This window comes from Pseudomonas sp. 34 E 7 (assembly GCF_900005715.1).
In the GTDB taxonomy this organism is placed as follows: Bacteria; Pseudomonadota; Gammaproteobacteria; order Pseudomonadales; family Pseudomonadaceae; genus Aquipseudomonas; species Aquipseudomonas orientalis_A.
Genome location: NZ_CVTX01000168.1, coordinates 78,088 through 93,131, shown reverse-complemented (window position 1 = coordinate 93,131; position 15,044 = coordinate 78,088). Strand labels below are relative to the sequence as shown.

General features: G+C 59.0%; 16 protein-coding genes, 1 tRNA gene and 3 pseudogenes. 5 read left to right on the top strand and 15 right to left on the bottom strand.

Annotation, left to right across the window (positions count from 1 at the left end; translation table 11 throughout):
* Positions 1-25 precede the first annotated feature (25 nt).
* On the top strand, positions 26-757 hold the full coding sequence (locus BFP96_RS22355; RefSeq protein WP_065937037.1) for an amidotransferase: 732 nt from the start codon (positions 26-28) through the stop codon (positions 755-757).
* On the opposite strand, the gene BFP96_RS22350 is transcribed toward BFP96_RS22355, so the two are convergent.
* The 3 genes from BFP96_RS22350 to BFP96_RS22340 all read right to left on the bottom strand — a co-directional run bounded on the left by BFP96_RS22350 (position 735) and on the right by BFP96_RS22340 (position 3,660).
* The gene (locus tag BFP96_RS22350) at positions 735-1,706 is read right to left on the bottom strand and encodes a magnesium and cobalt transport protein CorA (protein ID WP_065895469.1); all 972 of its coding nucleotides are present in this window, start codon (positions 1,704-1,706) and stop codon (positions 735-737) included. The genes BFP96_RS22355 and BFP96_RS22350 overlap by 23 nt on opposite strands.
* 158 nt (positions 1,707-1,864) lie before the next feature.
* Positions 1,865-2,587, bottom strand: coding sequence for a lysophospholipid acyltransferase family protein (locus BFP96_RS22345; RefSeq protein ID WP_065937036.1), 723 nt, complete (start codon positions 2,585-2,587; stop codon positions 1,865-1,867).
* 380 nt (positions 2,588-2,967) lie between these two features.
* A complete protein-coding gene (locus BFP96_RS22340) occupies positions 2,968-3,660 on the bottom strand; it encodes a crotonase/enoyl-CoA hydratase family protein (protein WP_065895451.1) in 693 nt (230 codons plus the stop codon).
* 320 nt (positions 3,661-3,980) lie between these two features.
* On the opposite strand from BFP96_RS22340, the gene BFP96_RS22335 reads away from it, so the two are divergent.
* A tRNA-Ser gene (locus tag BFP96_RS22335) sits at positions 3,981-4,070 on the top strand.
* 139 nt (positions 4,071-4,209) lie between these two features.
* On the opposite strand, the gene BFP96_RS22330 is transcribed toward BFP96_RS22335, so the two are convergent.
* The 9 genes and pseudogenes from BFP96_RS22330 to BFP96_RS29525 all read right to left on the bottom strand — a co-directional run.
* Positions 4,210-4,791 carry a DedA family protein gene (locus BFP96_RS22330; RefSeq protein ID WP_065898167.1) on the bottom strand — a complete coding sequence of 194 codons (582 nt, stop codon included), beginning with the start codon at positions 4,789-4,791 and terminating at the stop codon, positions 4,210-4,212.
* A gap of 216 nt (positions 4,792-5,007) precedes the next feature.
* Positions 5,008-5,244 (bottom strand): annotated as a pseudogene (locus BFP96_RS31865) (methyl-accepting chemotaxis protein); the annotation flags it as partial.
* A 36-nt stretch (positions 5,245-5,280) separates the two neighbouring features.
* Positions 5,281-6,012: pseudogene (locus tag BFP96_RS31860) on the bottom strand (PAS domain-containing protein); the annotation flags it as partial.
* A 533-nt stretch (positions 6,013-6,545) separates the two neighbouring features.
* The gene (locus BFP96_RS22320; protein ID WP_065937035.1) at positions 6,546-6,815 is read right to left on the bottom strand and encodes a short-chain dehydrogenase; all 270 of its coding nucleotides are present in this window, start codon (positions 6,813-6,815) and stop codon (positions 6,546-6,548) included.
* Between the two features lie 186 nt (positions 6,816-7,001).
* The gene (locus tag BFP96_RS22315) at positions 7,002-7,337 is read right to left on the bottom strand and encodes a hypothetical protein (RefSeq protein WP_065937034.1); all 336 of its coding nucleotides are present in this window, start codon (positions 7,335-7,337) and stop codon (positions 7,002-7,004) included.
* Between the two features lie 285 nt (positions 7,338-7,622).
* Entirely contained in the window at positions 7,623-8,201 is a 579-nt protein-coding gene (locus BFP96_RS22310) for a DUF4337 domain-containing protein (protein ID WP_065937033.1), read from the bottom strand.
* A 54-nt stretch (positions 8,202-8,255) separates the two neighbouring features.
* Positions 8,256-8,621: a DUF2784 domain-containing protein gene (locus BFP96_RS22305; RefSeq protein ID WP_065895468.1), complete on the bottom strand. Its 366-nt coding sequence runs from the start codon at positions 8,619-8,621 to the stop codon at positions 8,256-8,258.
* Positions 8,622-8,670: 49 nt separating this feature from the next.
* On the bottom strand, positions 8,671-9,027 hold the full coding sequence (locus tag BFP96_RS22300) for a helix-turn-helix domain-containing protein (protein ID WP_065937032.1): 357 nt from the start codon (positions 9,025-9,027) through the stop codon (positions 8,671-8,673).
* A pseudogene (locus tag BFP96_RS29525) lies at positions 8,981-9,232 on the bottom strand (type II toxin-antitoxin system RelE/ParE family toxin); the annotation flags it as partial. The pseudogene BFP96_RS29525 and the gene BFP96_RS22300, both read right to left, overlap by 47 nt.
* A 228-nt stretch (positions 9,233-9,460) precedes the next feature.
* On the opposite strand from BFP96_RS29525, the gene BFP96_RS22295 reads away from it, so the two are divergent.
* Entirely contained in the window at positions 9,461-10,147 is a 687-nt protein-coding gene (locus tag BFP96_RS22295) for an HAD-IA family hydrolase (protein WP_065937031.1), read from the top strand.
* A gap of 213 nt (positions 10,148-10,360) precedes the next feature.
* On the opposite strand, the gene BFP96_RS22290 is transcribed toward BFP96_RS22295, so the two are convergent.
* Positions 10,361-11,107, bottom strand: a complete 747-nt coding sequence (locus BFP96_RS22290) for a 3-oxoacyl-ACP reductase family protein (protein WP_065937030.1) — start codon at positions 11,105-11,107, stop codon at positions 10,361-10,363.
* 106 nt (positions 11,108-11,213) lie between these two features.
* Here BFP96_RS22290 and BFP96_RS22285 point away from each other — a divergent pair, with 106 nt between their 5' ends.
* Entirely contained in the window at positions 11,214-12,143 is a 930-nt protein-coding gene (locus BFP96_RS22285) for a LysR family transcriptional regulator (protein WP_065937029.1), read from the top strand.
* A 49-nt stretch (positions 12,144-12,192) separates the two neighbouring features.
* On the opposite strand, the gene BFP96_RS22280 is transcribed toward BFP96_RS22285, so the two are convergent.
* Together BFP96_RS22280 and BFP96_RS22275 are read right to left on the bottom strand one after the other, a co-directional pair.
* Positions 12,193-12,921, bottom strand: coding sequence for an aspartate/glutamate racemase family protein (locus BFP96_RS22280; protein ID WP_065937028.1), 729 nt, complete (start codon positions 12,919-12,921; stop codon positions 12,193-12,195).
* A gap of 13 nt (positions 12,922-12,934) precedes the next feature.
* Complete coding sequence (locus tag BFP96_RS22275; RefSeq protein ID WP_065937027.1) at positions 12,935-14,464, bottom strand: NCS1 family nucleobase:cation symporter-1; 1,530 nt, start codon at positions 14,462-14,464, stop codon at positions 12,935-12,937.
* On the opposite strand from BFP96_RS22275, the gene BFP96_RS30565 reads away from it, so the two are divergent.
* Entirely contained in the window at positions 14,444-14,770 is a 327-nt protein-coding gene (locus BFP96_RS30565; protein WP_139113435.1) for a hypothetical protein, read from the top strand. The genes BFP96_RS22275 and BFP96_RS30565 overlap by 21 nt on opposite strands.
* The last annotated feature ends 274 nt before the right edge of the window (positions 14,771-15,044 follow it).

Below are 15,044 nucleotides of genomic sequence, written 5' to 3'. Positions count from 1 at the left end.
CCCATCGCCGTGTCAGGTATTTTTTATGTCGCTACGCGTCTGCATCCTGGAAACCGATATCCTGCGTCCGGGCCTGATCGATCAGTACCAAGGCTACGGGCAGATGTTCAAGCGCCTGTTCGCCAAGCAGCCGATTGCCGCCGAGTTTGTGGTGTACAACGTGGTGCAGGGTGAATACCCGCCGGATGACGAAGTGTTTGACGCGTACCTGATTACCGGCAGCAAGGCCGACTCGTTCGGCACCGACCCATGGATCCAGACCCTCAAAACCTACGTGCTAGAGCGCTATGAGCGCGGCGACAAACTGTTGGGTATCTGCTTCGGCCACCAGTTGCTGGCGTTGCTGCTCGGCGGCAAGACCGAACGCGCCAGCCAGGGCTGGGGCATGGGCATCCACGATTACAAGCTCGATGCCAAGGCGCCCTGGATGAGCCCGGAAGTACCGGAACTGACGCTGTTGATCAGCCATCAGGACCAGGTCACCACCTTGCCGGAAAATGCCACGGTCATCGCCTCGAGTGAGTTTTGCCCCATCGCGGCGTATCACATTGGCGACCAGGTATTGTGCTTCCAGGGCCACCCGGAATTCGTGCAGGACTATTCCCGCGAACTGCTTGAGATTCTTCAGACAACCCTGGGCGAAAAGGTCTACACCAACGGCGTGGCCAGCCTTGAGCGCGACCACCACGGTGCGACCGTGGCGGAATGGATGATGCGCTTTGTGGTGCACAAACCTAAAGCCAACCCGACCGTTTGAAGCTCGCCCACAGGCTGGTGCAGCCCACCGCAATAAACCCGAGCACTGCAAAGTAGCCGTAGTGCCATTGCAGCTCGGGCATGTTCTGGAAATTCATCCCATAAATCCCCGCCACCGCCGTGGGGAATGCGAGGATCGCCGCCCAGGCGGCGAACTTGCGCTGCACCACACTCTGGCGCGAGGCCTCCAGCAGCACGCCGAGCTCGATGGTCTGGCTGGCAATGTCGCGCAGAGTCGTCAAGTCTTCCATCTGCCGCGTGACGTGGATCTGCACGTCACGGAAATACGGGCGCATGTTCTTGTCGATAAACGGAAAGCTCAGCTTCTGCAACTCCTGGCTGATCTCCACCATCGGCGCCACATAGCGCTTGAGCCGCAGCACGTCGCGGCGCAGGCCGTGGAGGTTCTGGATATCGCGCTCGCTCAGGGAACTGCACAGCACATTGCGCTCCAGTTCATCGATCTCGGCGTGGATCGCTTCGCTGACCGGCTGGTAGTTTTCGGTGACGAAATCCAGCAAGGCATAGAGTACGAAATCTTCCCCATGCTCCAGCAACAACGGACGTGCCTCACAGCGCTGGCGCACAAAACCGTAGGACGCCGAATGCCCGTTGCGGGCGGTGATGATGTAGCCATTGCCGGCGAAGATATGGGTCTCGATAAACTCCAGCTTGCCGTTCTCGCGCACCGGTGAGTACGTGACGATAAACAGCGCGTCGCCAAAGGTTTCCAGCTTCGGGCGACTGTGTTTTTCCATGGCGTCTTCGATCGCCAGTTCATGCAGGTTGAACTGGTGCTGCAGGTTGGTCAGTTCCTGGGCGCTGGGTTCTTCCAGGCCGATCCACACAAAGTGGCCGGGTTTGGCGGCCCAGGCCGCACCTTCGTCGAGGGTGATATCCGTGACTTTCTTTCCGGCGCTGTAGACGGCGGCGGCAACGACTCTACCCATGGTGCTGATCACTTCTTATCTGGAGGACAGGTGTTGGGCAGCTTAGCGTGAATGGCGTTCCCTGAAGTGATCGTTCCTACGCTCTGAACTGATCGTTCCCACGCTCTGCGTGGGAATGCCTCCCGTGACGCTCCGCGTCGCCCGCACGGCGCAGGCGTTCAAGTGCCTTTCAGTTCGCGATCCATCTGCGCAATGCACGCATCCATCTGCACCTGGCACGCCTGCATCAGCGTCGGAACGTCGTCCGCCGTCATCCCCACAGTAGGAATCGGCGCCAACGAACGTATGAGCACCTCGCCACTGTTCCAGCGATTAAGGCGCATATGCGTGACATAGTTACTGACACACACCTGCACGATCGGCACACCGGCCGCAATCGCCATATGGAACGCGCCTTTTTTGAACGGCAACAGACCTTTGCCGAGGTTGCGCGTGCCTTCCGGAAATACCCAGATGGACGTGTCTTCATGCTGCAGGGTGCGGGTCGTGGTGAGCATGGCACGGCGTGCCTTGTGCGCATTGCCGCGGTCGATCAGCACATTGCCGGCCAGCCAGAACAACTGGCCGAACAACGGCACCCACTTAAGGCTTTTCTTGGCAATGCATACCGTGCGATGCGGCACCACGGTGCCGAGCACGAACAGATCATAGTTGGACTGGTGGTTGGCGATCACCACGCAGGTGCCGGGCTTGTTGCGCAGCGAGTCGACCTCCGTCCTTACCTTCAAGCGCAGTATCCACATGGCGGGCAGTGCATAGAGGCGGGCGCAGAGGCGACTGTTGTCGGGATTGAACGGGCGGCATATCCCTATAAGCACGCCCACTATCCCGGCGAGCATAAAGTGCAGGCCCATCAACAACATACGTAACAGAAAAAGCATCGACACGGCCCATCGAAACAAAAGGTGGCGCAGTGTACGGATGTGCACTGTATTCGGCAATTGCCCCTAAAGACGTAGGAGATAGGCGATGTTTAAGCGCATGTTTCAACATGGGCCGATAAAGCCTGTCTAGAGCGGCGCAGGCTGTTTCGGCTTTGGCTGTAAGAAAAAGCCCGACTCAAGGTCGTAATGTCGTTCAGTTAAGGCTTTTTGTAGGAGCGAGCTTGCTCGCGAAAAACCACAGGCGCCGCGTTCAATCAGGAAACACGCGTTATCGTTGACGTTTTTCGCGAGCAAGCTCGCTCCTACAGAGGGCGATGTACGCTTAACTGAACAGCATTACGACTCGAGGTCGGGCTTTGGCACAGCAGGTTCAGGTATTACATCAGCACATGACCTTGATCCTGGATAATTGCATCGTCCAGCGCTTCCAGCAGCGCCTTGCGCACTTTCAGCTTGGTCTGCTTGTGCGCATTCATATTGATCTTCTTCAACTGCCGCGCCGCTTCCAATGCCGCCGCGTGCAATTCTTCCGGCGCCACCACCTTGTCGAGGAAGCCCGCCTGCAAGGCGCCTTGCGGGTCAAACATCTCGGCATTGATCACCGAGCGATGAAACGCCGACTTGCGCAGACGGTCCCGCGCCAACTCGATACCGGCGTGGTGCATGGTCATGCCGATCGCCACTTCATTCAGGCCAATGCTGAACGGGCCCTCAACGCCAATCCGATAATCCGCCGACAGCAGCAGGAACGCGCCCTTGGCCACCGCATGCCCAGGGCATGCCACGATCACCGGGAACGGATGCGACAACAGGCGACGCGCCAGCGTCGAGCCGGACGTCACCAGGCCGATGGCTTCTTTAGGGCCGGCCGTCATCACTTTCAAATCATAACCACCCGACAGAATGCCCGGCGTGCCCGTGATGACCACCACTGCCCGATCCTGCTCCGCCTGATCCAGCGCCGCATTGAACGCACTGACCACTGCCGGCGAAATGGCATTCACCTTGCCGTTGCTCAGGGTCAGGGTCGCAATACCGTCTTCGAGGTGGTAGGCAATCAACTCACTCATGACGCGGTTCCTTATAGGGCTTGTTATAGAAGAATGCAGCAAACGTTACCCAGCGCGCCCGCGCGGGTAAAGCGCCGTGACTGACTGCCCAGTCAGGCTTTCGCGTGACACCCGGCAGTAGAGCGCCTGAAGCAGGGCACCACAGCCAGCGTAGACCATCCCAATCCATGCCCGAGATTGGCACAATCGCCATCGCCCGTAGACCCCGTTCCGGCATAACCGTCTAACCGCATGAAAATTCTGAAAAAAACCTTTGCCATCAGAAAGGCTTTCGACTACATTAGCGCGCCTCGACAGACTGAACTGGTTTGCCGAGATACGGTGAAGTGTCCGAGTGGCTTAAGGAGCACGCCTGGAAAGTGTGTATACAAGAAATTGTATCGAGAGTTCGAATCTCTCCTTCACCGCCACATTGTTACGAAAAAGCCCCGTTTTACGGGGCTTTTTTGTGCCTGCTGGTTTTGTTCCGCCATCTGCCCAATTCGGGCTCTGTAGCGCTTTATCCAGACATACAGGCGGCTATGCGCCTACACACCCGGACGAGCCGTCTCAGCCCTGCGACGCACTGGATCGTCTTCGCCAATACCGCACCACTGCCGCCAGGGCCACCAGTGCTACCACCGCGAGGAAGATCGGCAGGCGATACGGCTTCAGGTCGCCAAAGAAATGCTGCAATGCTTCGCCGGCCCAATAGCCGGCGCCGACGAACAGGGTGGCCCAGATTGCCGCACTTGGCACATTGATCAGGGCGAACTTCCAAGGCGATAGTCCACTGGCACCGATCACGATGGGCCCCACCAGGCGCATGCCGTAGAGAAAGCGCACGGTGAATACCGAGGTCGTCGGATAGCGATGGATAAGGTTCTCTACCCGTTCGATGGCTGACTGATGACGTTTGAGTTTGGGCAGCAGGCGCTGCCCGGAATAACGTCCGGTCCAAAACAGCAGTTGATCGCCGAGTATCCCGCCTGCAGTGGCCCACCCGATCACCTGCAGCACTTGCAAAGTGCCTTGGTGCGCAGCCATTCCGCTCAGGATAAGAACGGTCTCGCCTTCGAGCAGGCAGCCCAGGAAGATTACCCAGTAGCCGTAGCCAGCGATCAGCGCATTTAGATCAAGATGTTCGAGCACGGCGTATTCCTTGTCGCTTGGCACGGAAAGGCCGCGCCGGGATTCTTCGCGTTTCCTTTGAGGTATCCGTCAGCAAAAAGGTTTCGACAATGTGGCCAGCGCTTCTGGCCGCCGTTCTATTCGGTCATACGGGAGGCGGGATGAATGCGCGCGTTCACGGCCGTTGGATGCCTGCTGCGGATTAGACAGCAGGCACCAGGACGGTACTTAGCGAGCAATCATCCCGGCAGCTTGTTCGGTCGCTTCAGTCGTACGCGTTGCCAGCTTGCGCACTTCGTCTGCAACGACCGCAAAGCCGCGACCCGCTTCGCCCGCGCGCGCGGCCTCAATTGCCGCGTTCAGTGCCAGCAGATTTGTCTGGTTGGCAATGCTCTGAATCGTCCCGACGATCTGTGACAATTGGGCGATGTTGTTCTCAAGCGTCCGCTGGTGCTTGACCTCAGTGTGCCGCAGCGCCTCCTGCTCATGCTGCAAGTGGACATCCACGAGGGCACCTACTACTCGAAGGGGTGAGCCGCTGGAGTCGCGGCGGGTCTGGCCTCGCGCTCTGAACCACCGATACTCGCCGCTCTTCATCTTCAGGCGATACTCGATATCAAAAGGCGTTTTACCCGATCGGTCGTTCAAATGAGCACCAAATGCGTCGAGGCTTTGTTCCTTATCATCCGGGTGTAGTCGGGATGCCCAGCTGTCCAGGACATCCGGGAACTCCTCCACCGTTTCAAATCCAAGCAGCCGCCGGAACTGCGGAGACCACCAGAAAGGGTTCTTTGGATTGACCGGGTCTCCCGCGATGACTTCCATATCCCACAGACCGTCCGAGAGCATCTCCCTGGCCAGTTCAAATCGGGTGATGATGACGTCGTGCTCCTGGTCTCGCTCAAGCTGATCATGGATATCACGCAGAGAACCCGCGACGCGTAGAGGCATCCCCCGATCATCCCGTAAGGTCTCTCCCTGGGCATAGAACCAACGGTAGGAACCGTCCTTCATGGCTAGGCGATTTTTCACTTTATACGGTGTGTGCCCGGATTTATCGTTCAAGTGGCGGGCAAAAGCGTCGAGGGTGGCTTGCTTGTCCTGTGGATGCAGGCGGTCGGCCCAGCTGGCTAACACATTTGGGAAATCGCGCTCATCGTTAAACCCCAGAAGGTTTCGCAGTTGCTGAGACCACCAAAAGCGATTTTTGGGATTCACCGGGTCGCCAGCGACGACCTCCATATCCCAGAGCCCTTCACTGGAGGCGCGGTTTACAAGATCAAACCGCACCTCGTGGGCATGCGCGGATGACGCAGCTTCGCGAAGCAGCTCACGGGCTGCCTCCAGTTCCTGCTCAAGCGCATGGATACGGGACTGGGAGTCGCGATCAAGGGAGTCAAAAGCCTTCCAGGCATCGAGGACAGCCGCGCGTTCAGCGCACCCGTCTACTTGTGGCGGTACCCGGCGGGTGATTGCAGCAACCAATTGTTGAACAGCGCGACGATCACGGCGCATTTTGAAGACATTAATCATGAAGATTGGACTCGTAGATGTTGCGGGCCCTATCCATGGCACCTTGCCATCTATATCGTCATGAGCGAAAAAAACTGTACACGATTTTTGATTTGTACATGATCTGATGAGCGTGCCCTGAAGATCGGTGGTCCTTAACGCTCCAGGCGTGCTGCGGTCGCTTGAAAAGTAAACAAGCCCCTGATACTGCGAAAAATCAGGGGCTTCGTTATTTCTGCGGTTTGAAAATCTGGCGTTTCAGGTCAGGCGCAAGGCATGTCCATCCGCCGCCCTATGACGTCGAGCAAATCGCAGCCGTCGCGCAACGGAATTGAGCAGAGCAGTGCGAAATCGCTGAGTACGACAGCATCACTGCTGATCTCACTGCGTAGTGCGAGGTTCTCAAGGACCTGGGTAACGGCGCGAAGTCGATAGGTTGCAGCGTCGAGAAGTATTTCCAGCGGGGCTGTGGTGTCGACAAAAAGGGCAGGGGTGGCGCTGTCGTTGTTGGTGAGGGCTATGTAGTGGTTCATATGTGCAACTCCGGTTGTCAGAGGAAAGCAGCCACACATTTGTCGCCAAACAAAAGGTGGCAGCTGTACGCAGGTTGGCGAACCGGCACAATCGGAAAAACCGGCAGACCCGAAGGTCTCCCGCGCACAGCTACCGTCGAGCAGCTTATCTCGCTTGCCAGGCTCAGCGCTCTGGCAACCTGATACTTATTGCGCGGTTTTCAACTTGATCACATCACCGGAGATCTTGGTGGTGTAGCCATTGAGGACCCAGGCCCAGAACCATTTTTCCTGGACTTGGGTGTTGATCATCGCGTCGCCGCCTTTGGCCTTGATGGCTGCATCCTGAGCGCGGACGAAGCGGCTGTTCTGGCCGATCGGGATAACGCCCAGCAGCATGATGCCGGTGGCGCTGGCTTCGCTGTGGCCGAGCACGGTGTATTGGCTGGCGTCGTATTGCTGGGTTTTCATGGCGGTGCCGGTGCAACCTGCCAGGGTGAGACCAAGAACGGCTGCGGCAACTACTTTACTGACGTACTTCACACGTAACTCCATGGGCTGAATCTCGAGACTCAATTCTCGAGGCGCGACACTTTAAACGCTCATATGGCGGATTGAAATCAGCTAGCCAAGGTTTGTGATGACAGTCAGGTCGCCATCGGGGCAAGCCCGAATGCCAGTCAGTTAAGGCTTTTTGTAGGAGCGAGCTTGCTCGCGAAAAACTCACAGGCACCGCGTTCATTCAGAAAGCACGCGTTATCGTTGACGTTTTTCGCGAGCAAGCTCGCTCCTACACAGACTGGTTCCAGGCCAAGCCCCCTCCCACCGTCAGAGATGCAGCCACGCCAGGCTGCCGAGTACCACGGCCACGCCACCGGCCGCGTACGCCATGCGCTTGAGCCATTCCTTGCGCGTGAGCAAGGTAATCGCCGCCAGTGAGATCGCGATCTGAATCGCCGTCATCGCCTGGGCCCAGCGATGGTGCTGGTGCAGCGCTTCTTCGGATTTGCGGTCCCACTCCAGGGAGGTGGCTTCAAGCTTCTCGGCTTGCTTGCGCACCTCTTCCTTCTGGCTTCTATAGCGCTGGATTTCATCGTTGTAGTGGGCGGCATCCACGCCGGGAATATGCGTGGCCAGCTCCGCCAGGTTCTGGCGGCTGGATTTGGCCTGGTAGTAATTCCACTGGTTGGCGGCTTCGGTCTTGATGATCGCGGCGTTGTTCTTGTCCATCGCCGCTTCGCTTTCGCTGGAGCCGGCCTGGTAGCTGAGCATGGCGCCGACGGTGGCCATGATGGCGGTCATCACCGCGATACGACTGGCAAAGGTATCGCCTCGACCGTGGGCCTGTTCGGTGGTGTGTTCGAGGTGCTTTTCGTGGGGGCTGGGGACTTCGAAGGCTTCGGACATGGCGGCGTCTACGAGGGGGCAGAGGGAGCCTGATTCTTCACCAGTGCGGCTGTCTCAAGCCTGTCGATAACGTCGGATCAGGTGCCCATACAGCGCAATATTGACCAGCAGCACCAGCGCACCCAGGCCCAGTTGGATCTGCGGCGTGAGCCCGGCCGGGTAGATCAGCGCGAGGATGTAATGTTCGATGAAGCCTGCGCCATAACCGTCTTGTCCGGCCAAATAGCGCAACAGGTTTTCCCAGCGGGTGAGCGGGCAGGGCAGGTGAAACACCTCGACGGCAACGCCCCAGGCCGCTGCGGGCAGGTGCAGCCAGATGAGCGGTCGCCATTTGAGCACCAGCAGGCTACCGAACAGCACGAACAGGATGAAGCATAAATGGAACAGCACCAGGCTGTCGGCGGCTAGACGATAGAACATGCTTGGGTTCGCTTTGAAGGCGTCGAAGGCGCGGGCTTTGGGGATGAGGTTATAACTCAAGTTGACAGGCATTTATGCCAAGGGCCTTGGCGATTTTTTCCCGCGTGGTTCGACGTGGTTTGGTGACCGCTTCTTGCTGGGCGAATGCCGATTGTGAAATGCCCAGGCGCTTGGCAACTTCATCCTGGGTGAGGTTCAAGTGCTCGCGCCAGGCGCGTATGGGTGTCGCTCCCTCTACCAGGCGGCTGACGACAGCGTGGGGAATCAGGTCCGGGTCGTTTTGCCGGGCCAGGTAATGTTCATAGGGGATCACCACAAAGGCTGGCTTGCCCTCGATATTGTGGATGATCTGTACGGCAGTAGGTTCGTTCGTCACGTTTTTTGACCTCTTGAATGCTGACCACATGGATGTCGCCGTCCCAGTCGAAAAGGACGCGATAATTACCCACCCGCAACCGATAGCCGTGTGGATGGTTAACCAACGCCTTGACGTTGACTGCATCCGGCATGCGCTCAAGCGCTGACACCGCATTGCGTACCTGTTGCTGATGGTAGGTATGCAGCCGAAGCAGTTGTTTGACCGATTTGCGGGTCCAGTGGATCGAATTCATTGGAGGTTAATAAGTCTTTTATAAGGTTTGCAAGGTGCATTTTCAGCGCATGGTCGAAGGCGGATCTCTATTCACTCACAAACTCTAGACAGGCGCCGCGCACGCCTGCCGGTAAAACTGTTGCGTGGTATGAATGCTCTAAAGGGGCATCACCAAGGTTGCTCGCAGGCAGCCGGGCCCGCTATTGTGCTGAATCCTTTTAGTCTTCCCCCCGGGGTTTCTGTTGTGATGAACGCACCGCGTACCGCTGTCCCGATCAAGGCTGTGATTTTCGATATGGACGGGTTGTTGCTGGATACCGAAGGCATCTACACCGAAGTCACGCAAATTATTGCCGAACGCTATGGCCGTACCTATGACTGGAGCATCAAGCAGCACATCATCGGGCGCGGTGCACAGGACCTGGCCGACTATGTCGTCAAGGCGCTGGACCTGCCGATCACACCGGCCGAGTTTCTGGAGATTCGCGAGCCGTTGATGAGCGAGCGGTTTCCCAAAGCCCTGGGCATGCCGGGCGCCGAGGCGCTGGTGCGGCATTTAAAGGCGCATAACATTCCGATTGCCGTGGGTACCAGTTCGTCGCGCAACTCGTTCGGCCACAAGACGACGTTGCACCGCGAGTGGTTTGGCCTGTTCGACACCATCGTCACTGCCGACGACCCGGAAGTCGGCGCCGCCAAGCCTGCGCCGGATATCTTCCTCACCGCTGCGCGTCGCCTGGGCGTGGCGCCTGGGGATTGCCTGGTGTTCGAGGACTCGCCATTCGGCGTGACGGCGGCGAAAGCGGCGCACATGACCGCCATCGCCGTGCCCGATGAAGCCATGGCCGACAGTAAATATCAGCATGCCGACCAGATCATCCGCAAACTGGCGGACTTTGATCTGGCGGCCTATGGCTTGCCCCCCATGTCCTGATTCAGCACAGGGCTGAAAATGTGGGGGGGCTTGCCAGTCAGTTAAGCGTACACCGCCCTTTGTAGGGGCGAGGGGGGCGCCTAGCTCTTGCTCGCGAAGAACGTCAACGAAAACGCGTGTTTTCTGAATGAACGCGCTGCCTGTGAGTTTTTCGCGAGCAAGCTCGCTCCTACAGACGGCATTAGGGCAAGCCTATGCAGTGTCGTAAAAACCTCAGGCGCTGAACCCCCCATCGATGGTCAGGCTGGCACCGGTGATATAGCCCGCTTCCGGCCCGGCAAGATAGGCCACAAAACTGGCAATCTCCTCCACATGGCCATAGCGCCCCACCGCCATCAACCCGATCAAACTCTCGGCAAACTCACTGTTCGCCGGGTTCATATCCGTGTCCACCGGCCCCGGTTGCACGTTGTTGATGGTAATCCCCCGTGGTCCCAGGTCGCGTGCCAAACCCTTGGTCAACCCTACCAGCGCCGCCTTGCTCATCGCGTAAGGGCCACCGCCGCCAAATGGCATGCGCTCGGCGTTGGTGCTGCCGATATTGATCACGCGGCCACCTTCGCCCATATGTTTGGCGGCTTCCTGGGTGGCAATAAAGACGCTGCGCACGTTGATCGCCAGGGTCTGGTCGAAATCTTCCAGCGTGAAGTCTTCCAGCGGGGCGATAGCCAGCACGCCGGCGTTGTTCACCAGGATATCCAGGCGCCCGAAGGCCTCGACGGTGGCGTTGACCGCCGTGCGAATCGCTGTGGCATCGGCGCTGTCGGCGTGGATTGCCAGGGCTTTTCCGCCTGCGCTGATCACGCTGTCCTGCAAGGCTCGCGCCTTGGCGGCCGAACTGACGTAGGTAAAGGCAACGGCAGCGCCCTGCGCGGCCAGGCGCTTGACGATGGCCGCGCCGATGCCACGGGAACCGCCTTGAACCAAGGCGACTTTGCCAGTGAGAGTTGCAGTAGTCATGTCGATCTCCACGTAGTTGATGAGCCGAGTATCGGCCTCACGCGACCAGGCCGGTAGAGCGTGATTGCTATAGTCTGTGTAAACCAAAAGTTTAGAGTGGCGGGTTATGGAGAGCTTTGGCAGTATCGAATGCTTTGTGCGCAGCGCCGAGGGCGGCAGCTTCGCCGAGGCGGCGCGACACCTCAGCCTGACGCCGGCGGCGGTCGGTAAAAGCGTGGCCAAGCTGGAAGCGCGCCTGGGCGTCAGGCTGTTTCAGCGCAGCACCCGGCGCCTGACCCTGACCGAAGCCGGCAAGCTGTTCCTGGGCGAAGTCAGCGGGAGCCTCACGACGATTCAGAACGCCGTGGCCAACCTGGCCAGCGCCGAGGGGCGACCGGTGGGCACGCTGAAGGTGAGCATGGGCACGGTATTCGGCAATCGCTATGTGATGCCGTTGCTGGGTGAATTCATGCGGCGCTTTCCGGCGATCAGCCCGGATTGGCACTTCGATAACCGCCAGGTTGACTTGATCGGCCAGGGCTTCGACGCCGCTATTGGCGGTGGCTTTGAACTGCCCCAGGGCGTGGTGGCGCGCACGTTGACCCCGGCGCACCGGGTGCTGGTGGCGTCGCCGGCTTATCTGGCGCAACACCCCGCAGTGCGTGCGCCCGAGGATTTGTCGCGCTGCCACGGCATCCTGATCCGCTCCCCGCAGACAGGCCGGGTGCGCTCATGGCAACTGACCCACCGCGAGCGCGAGCACAGCCCGCTGCTGCTCGAGCCCGTCATGACCATGAGTGATTCCGAAGCCGCCTGCTGCGCCAGCGCCCAGGGCCTGGGCATTGCGCTGGTCAGCCTGCCGATGGCCGTGCCGTTCCTCGACAGCGGCGCGGTGGTGCGGGTGTTGCCGGAGTGGTATGTGGATGACGGCAATATCTCCATCTACTACGCCGAGCATAAGTTGCTGCCCGGCAAGACCCGGGCGTTCGTGGATTTTGTGATTGAGCAGTTCGCCGAGCAGCAATTGGGCCGCAGATTCAGTGCGGTCGCAAAGTAAACAGAATTCCAAGTGTGGGAGGGGGCAAGCCCACTCCCACCGTTGATCTTCAGTGGCCGAATTTGCCGGGCCAACCGATGATTTTCTTCGGCCTTGGCGCCGCATAGGTCCTGACCTTGGACGTCGACAACCCCAACCGCACCAGCGACTCAGCGATCGTCACCGCCGCCGTCACCCCATCCACCACCGGCACCCCGGTGCGCTGGCGAATCTGCTCGTCCAGCCCGGCCATGCCGCCGCAGCCCAGGCAGATCACTTCCGCCTTGTCCTCAAGGATGGCCAGTTCCGCCTGGCGCACGATCGCTTCCATGGCCGCCACCGGGTTTTCTTCCAGCTCCAGCACCGCCATGCCGCTGGCCCGCACCGAGGCGCAGCGCTGGTACAGGCCGGCGAGTTTCAGCCGGTCTTCGATCAGCGGCACCGTGCGGTCCAGGGTGGTCACCACCGAGTAGGCATGACCCAGGAACATCGCCATGCTGGCCGCGGCTTCGGTGATATCCACCACCGGTACGTTGAGCAGCTCCTGCAAGCCTTCGCGGCCATGCTCGCCGTAGCCGGCCTGGATCACCGCATCAAACGGCTGGTCGTAGGCCATTACGCGGTCCATGACGGCGATGGCGGCCAGGTAGCTTTCAAAGTTGCCCTCCACCGACTCGGCCCCGAAGTAGGGGGTCAGCCCCACAATCTCGGTGCCCGGCGAGGCCACGCTTCTGGCCTGCTCAGCGATGGTCTGGGTGATGGATTCGGTGGTGTTGACGTTGACCACGAGGATGCGCATGGAATGTCCTTGTTTAATGACTGACGTTATCGACGGCAATGCTTTCGCCGCTGACATCGGCGTAGAACGGCTGACGCTTGGCGATCAGCAGGTACAGCAACCCTGCAATACCGGCGCCAAACAGCCAGGAGAACGGCGAGACGCTGGCAAACCCGGGCAACAACGCCAGCAGGATGGCAATCACCGCTGCCGGAACGAACGCCGCCACCGCGCGCAGATTCACGCCCCGGCTGTAGTAATAAACCCCTTGCGCGTCTTCGCTGTACAGTTGCGGCACATCCACCTGGCTTTTGCGGATCAACCAGTAGTCGACCATGATCACCCCATACAACGGCCCCAGCAGTGCGCCCAGGCCGGACAGGAAATACACGATCACCAACGGGCTGTTGTAGAGATTCCACGGCAAGATCAACACCGCAACGGTAGCGCTGATCAACCCGGCGCGACGGAAGTTCAGGTACTTGGGCGCCAGGTTGCTCAACACGAACGCCGGGGCGACGAAGTTGGCCATGATGTTCACCGCCACCGTGACGATCAGGAAGGCCAGGCAGCCGAGCACGAGAAAGAAGGTATTGGGAATGGCGGCGATGATTTCGGTCGGGCTTTCGATCACTCGGCCGTTGAGCTGGAACTGCCCGCCGCACAGCAGCACGGTGATGGCGGCGAACACCAGGATATTCACCGGCAGGCCCCAGAAGTTACCCACCTGGATCGTCCTGCGGCAGGGCGAGGAGCGTGCGAAGTCGCAGAAGTTGAGGATCAGCGTGCCGTAGATCGCCAACCACAGTGCGCCTCCGGCAAAGATATTGCGCCACATCTCGCCGCCGCTCAGCGGTTCGCGGATCGACCAGGCAATGTGGCCGCCTGCCTGGAAGTACATCCAGCCGGCCAGCGAGGCCACGGTGAGCAGAATCACCGGCCCGGCGAATCCTTCATAGCGACGTACCATTTCCATGCCATAGGCAAGGATCACCAATTGCACCAGCCAGATCGCCACGAAACACGCCCAGCCGAGCGATGACAGGCCGAGAATCGCGTTGTGGTCGTAGTCGGCAAACCCTGGATGAATCGCCGTCAGCAGCACCCGGAAAACTACCGATGCCAGGTAGGTCTGGATACCGAACCAGGCAATCGCAATCACCGCACGGATCAACGCCGGAATCTGTGCGCCATGGATACCGAAGCTGATACGGCTGATTACCGGGAACGGCACGCCGGTCTTCTGGCCCATGTAACCCGACAGGTTCATGAAAAAGTACACCAATGCCGCGCCTATCCCCAGTGACAGCAGAATCTGCCAACCGCCCAGGCCCAATGCATACAGGCCGATGGCGAATGAATAGTTGGCGATGTTGTGCACGTCATTGGTCCACAGCGCAAAGATGCTGTAGCGCCCCCAGCGACGCCCTTCGGCCTTGGTCGGCGCCAGGTCCTTGTTGTGCAGGCGTGGGCTGAGCACCAGCGGGCCGGGGCCGGCGGCCTCTGGATTCAGGGCGGAGGAGGGCAGATCCAATGCGACGTCATGGGAGAGGCTAGTACGCATTCCGGCAGGCTCCAGCACATCCGCGGCAATGCGGCAGATGGCAAAGTGTATTTAGATTTTGTATTTATTGTATACAAAGCGCAAATACTCTTAAGCCACATGCGTGCCAGCTTTGGATCTATGAAAACCGTGGTTAATTTCGTTTTTATTGGTTGTTGGAATAAATGGCTGAATTTAAAGCGATATAAATTGACCGATCGAACAGCTATTTATTTTATTGAGGAGGGGGATCGATCTGGGAGAGCAAAAAATTTTAGAAAGGAAGTGTTACGTTTTGGTGCGCTTCAAGCAAGATTGCACACATAAATGGCACCTATAGTTACAGGCGTGTGTACACATCAAGGGAAAAGGCGAGTCCAATGTGGGAGGGGGCTTGCCCCCGATGGCGGTGTATCAGTCACAGGTAAGCTGGCTGACATACCGCTATCGGGGCGTAGCTATACACAACTCAGCAGCGCCCAACCGTAACCACGATGCGAAGCGAGCCGCTCTTGATCTTGATCTGCTTGTGATCTCAGGCGCCCCGTTAAACCACGCTGGCCGAACGCAGGCTTGAATCCGTGGGTAACCCGGCAGGACG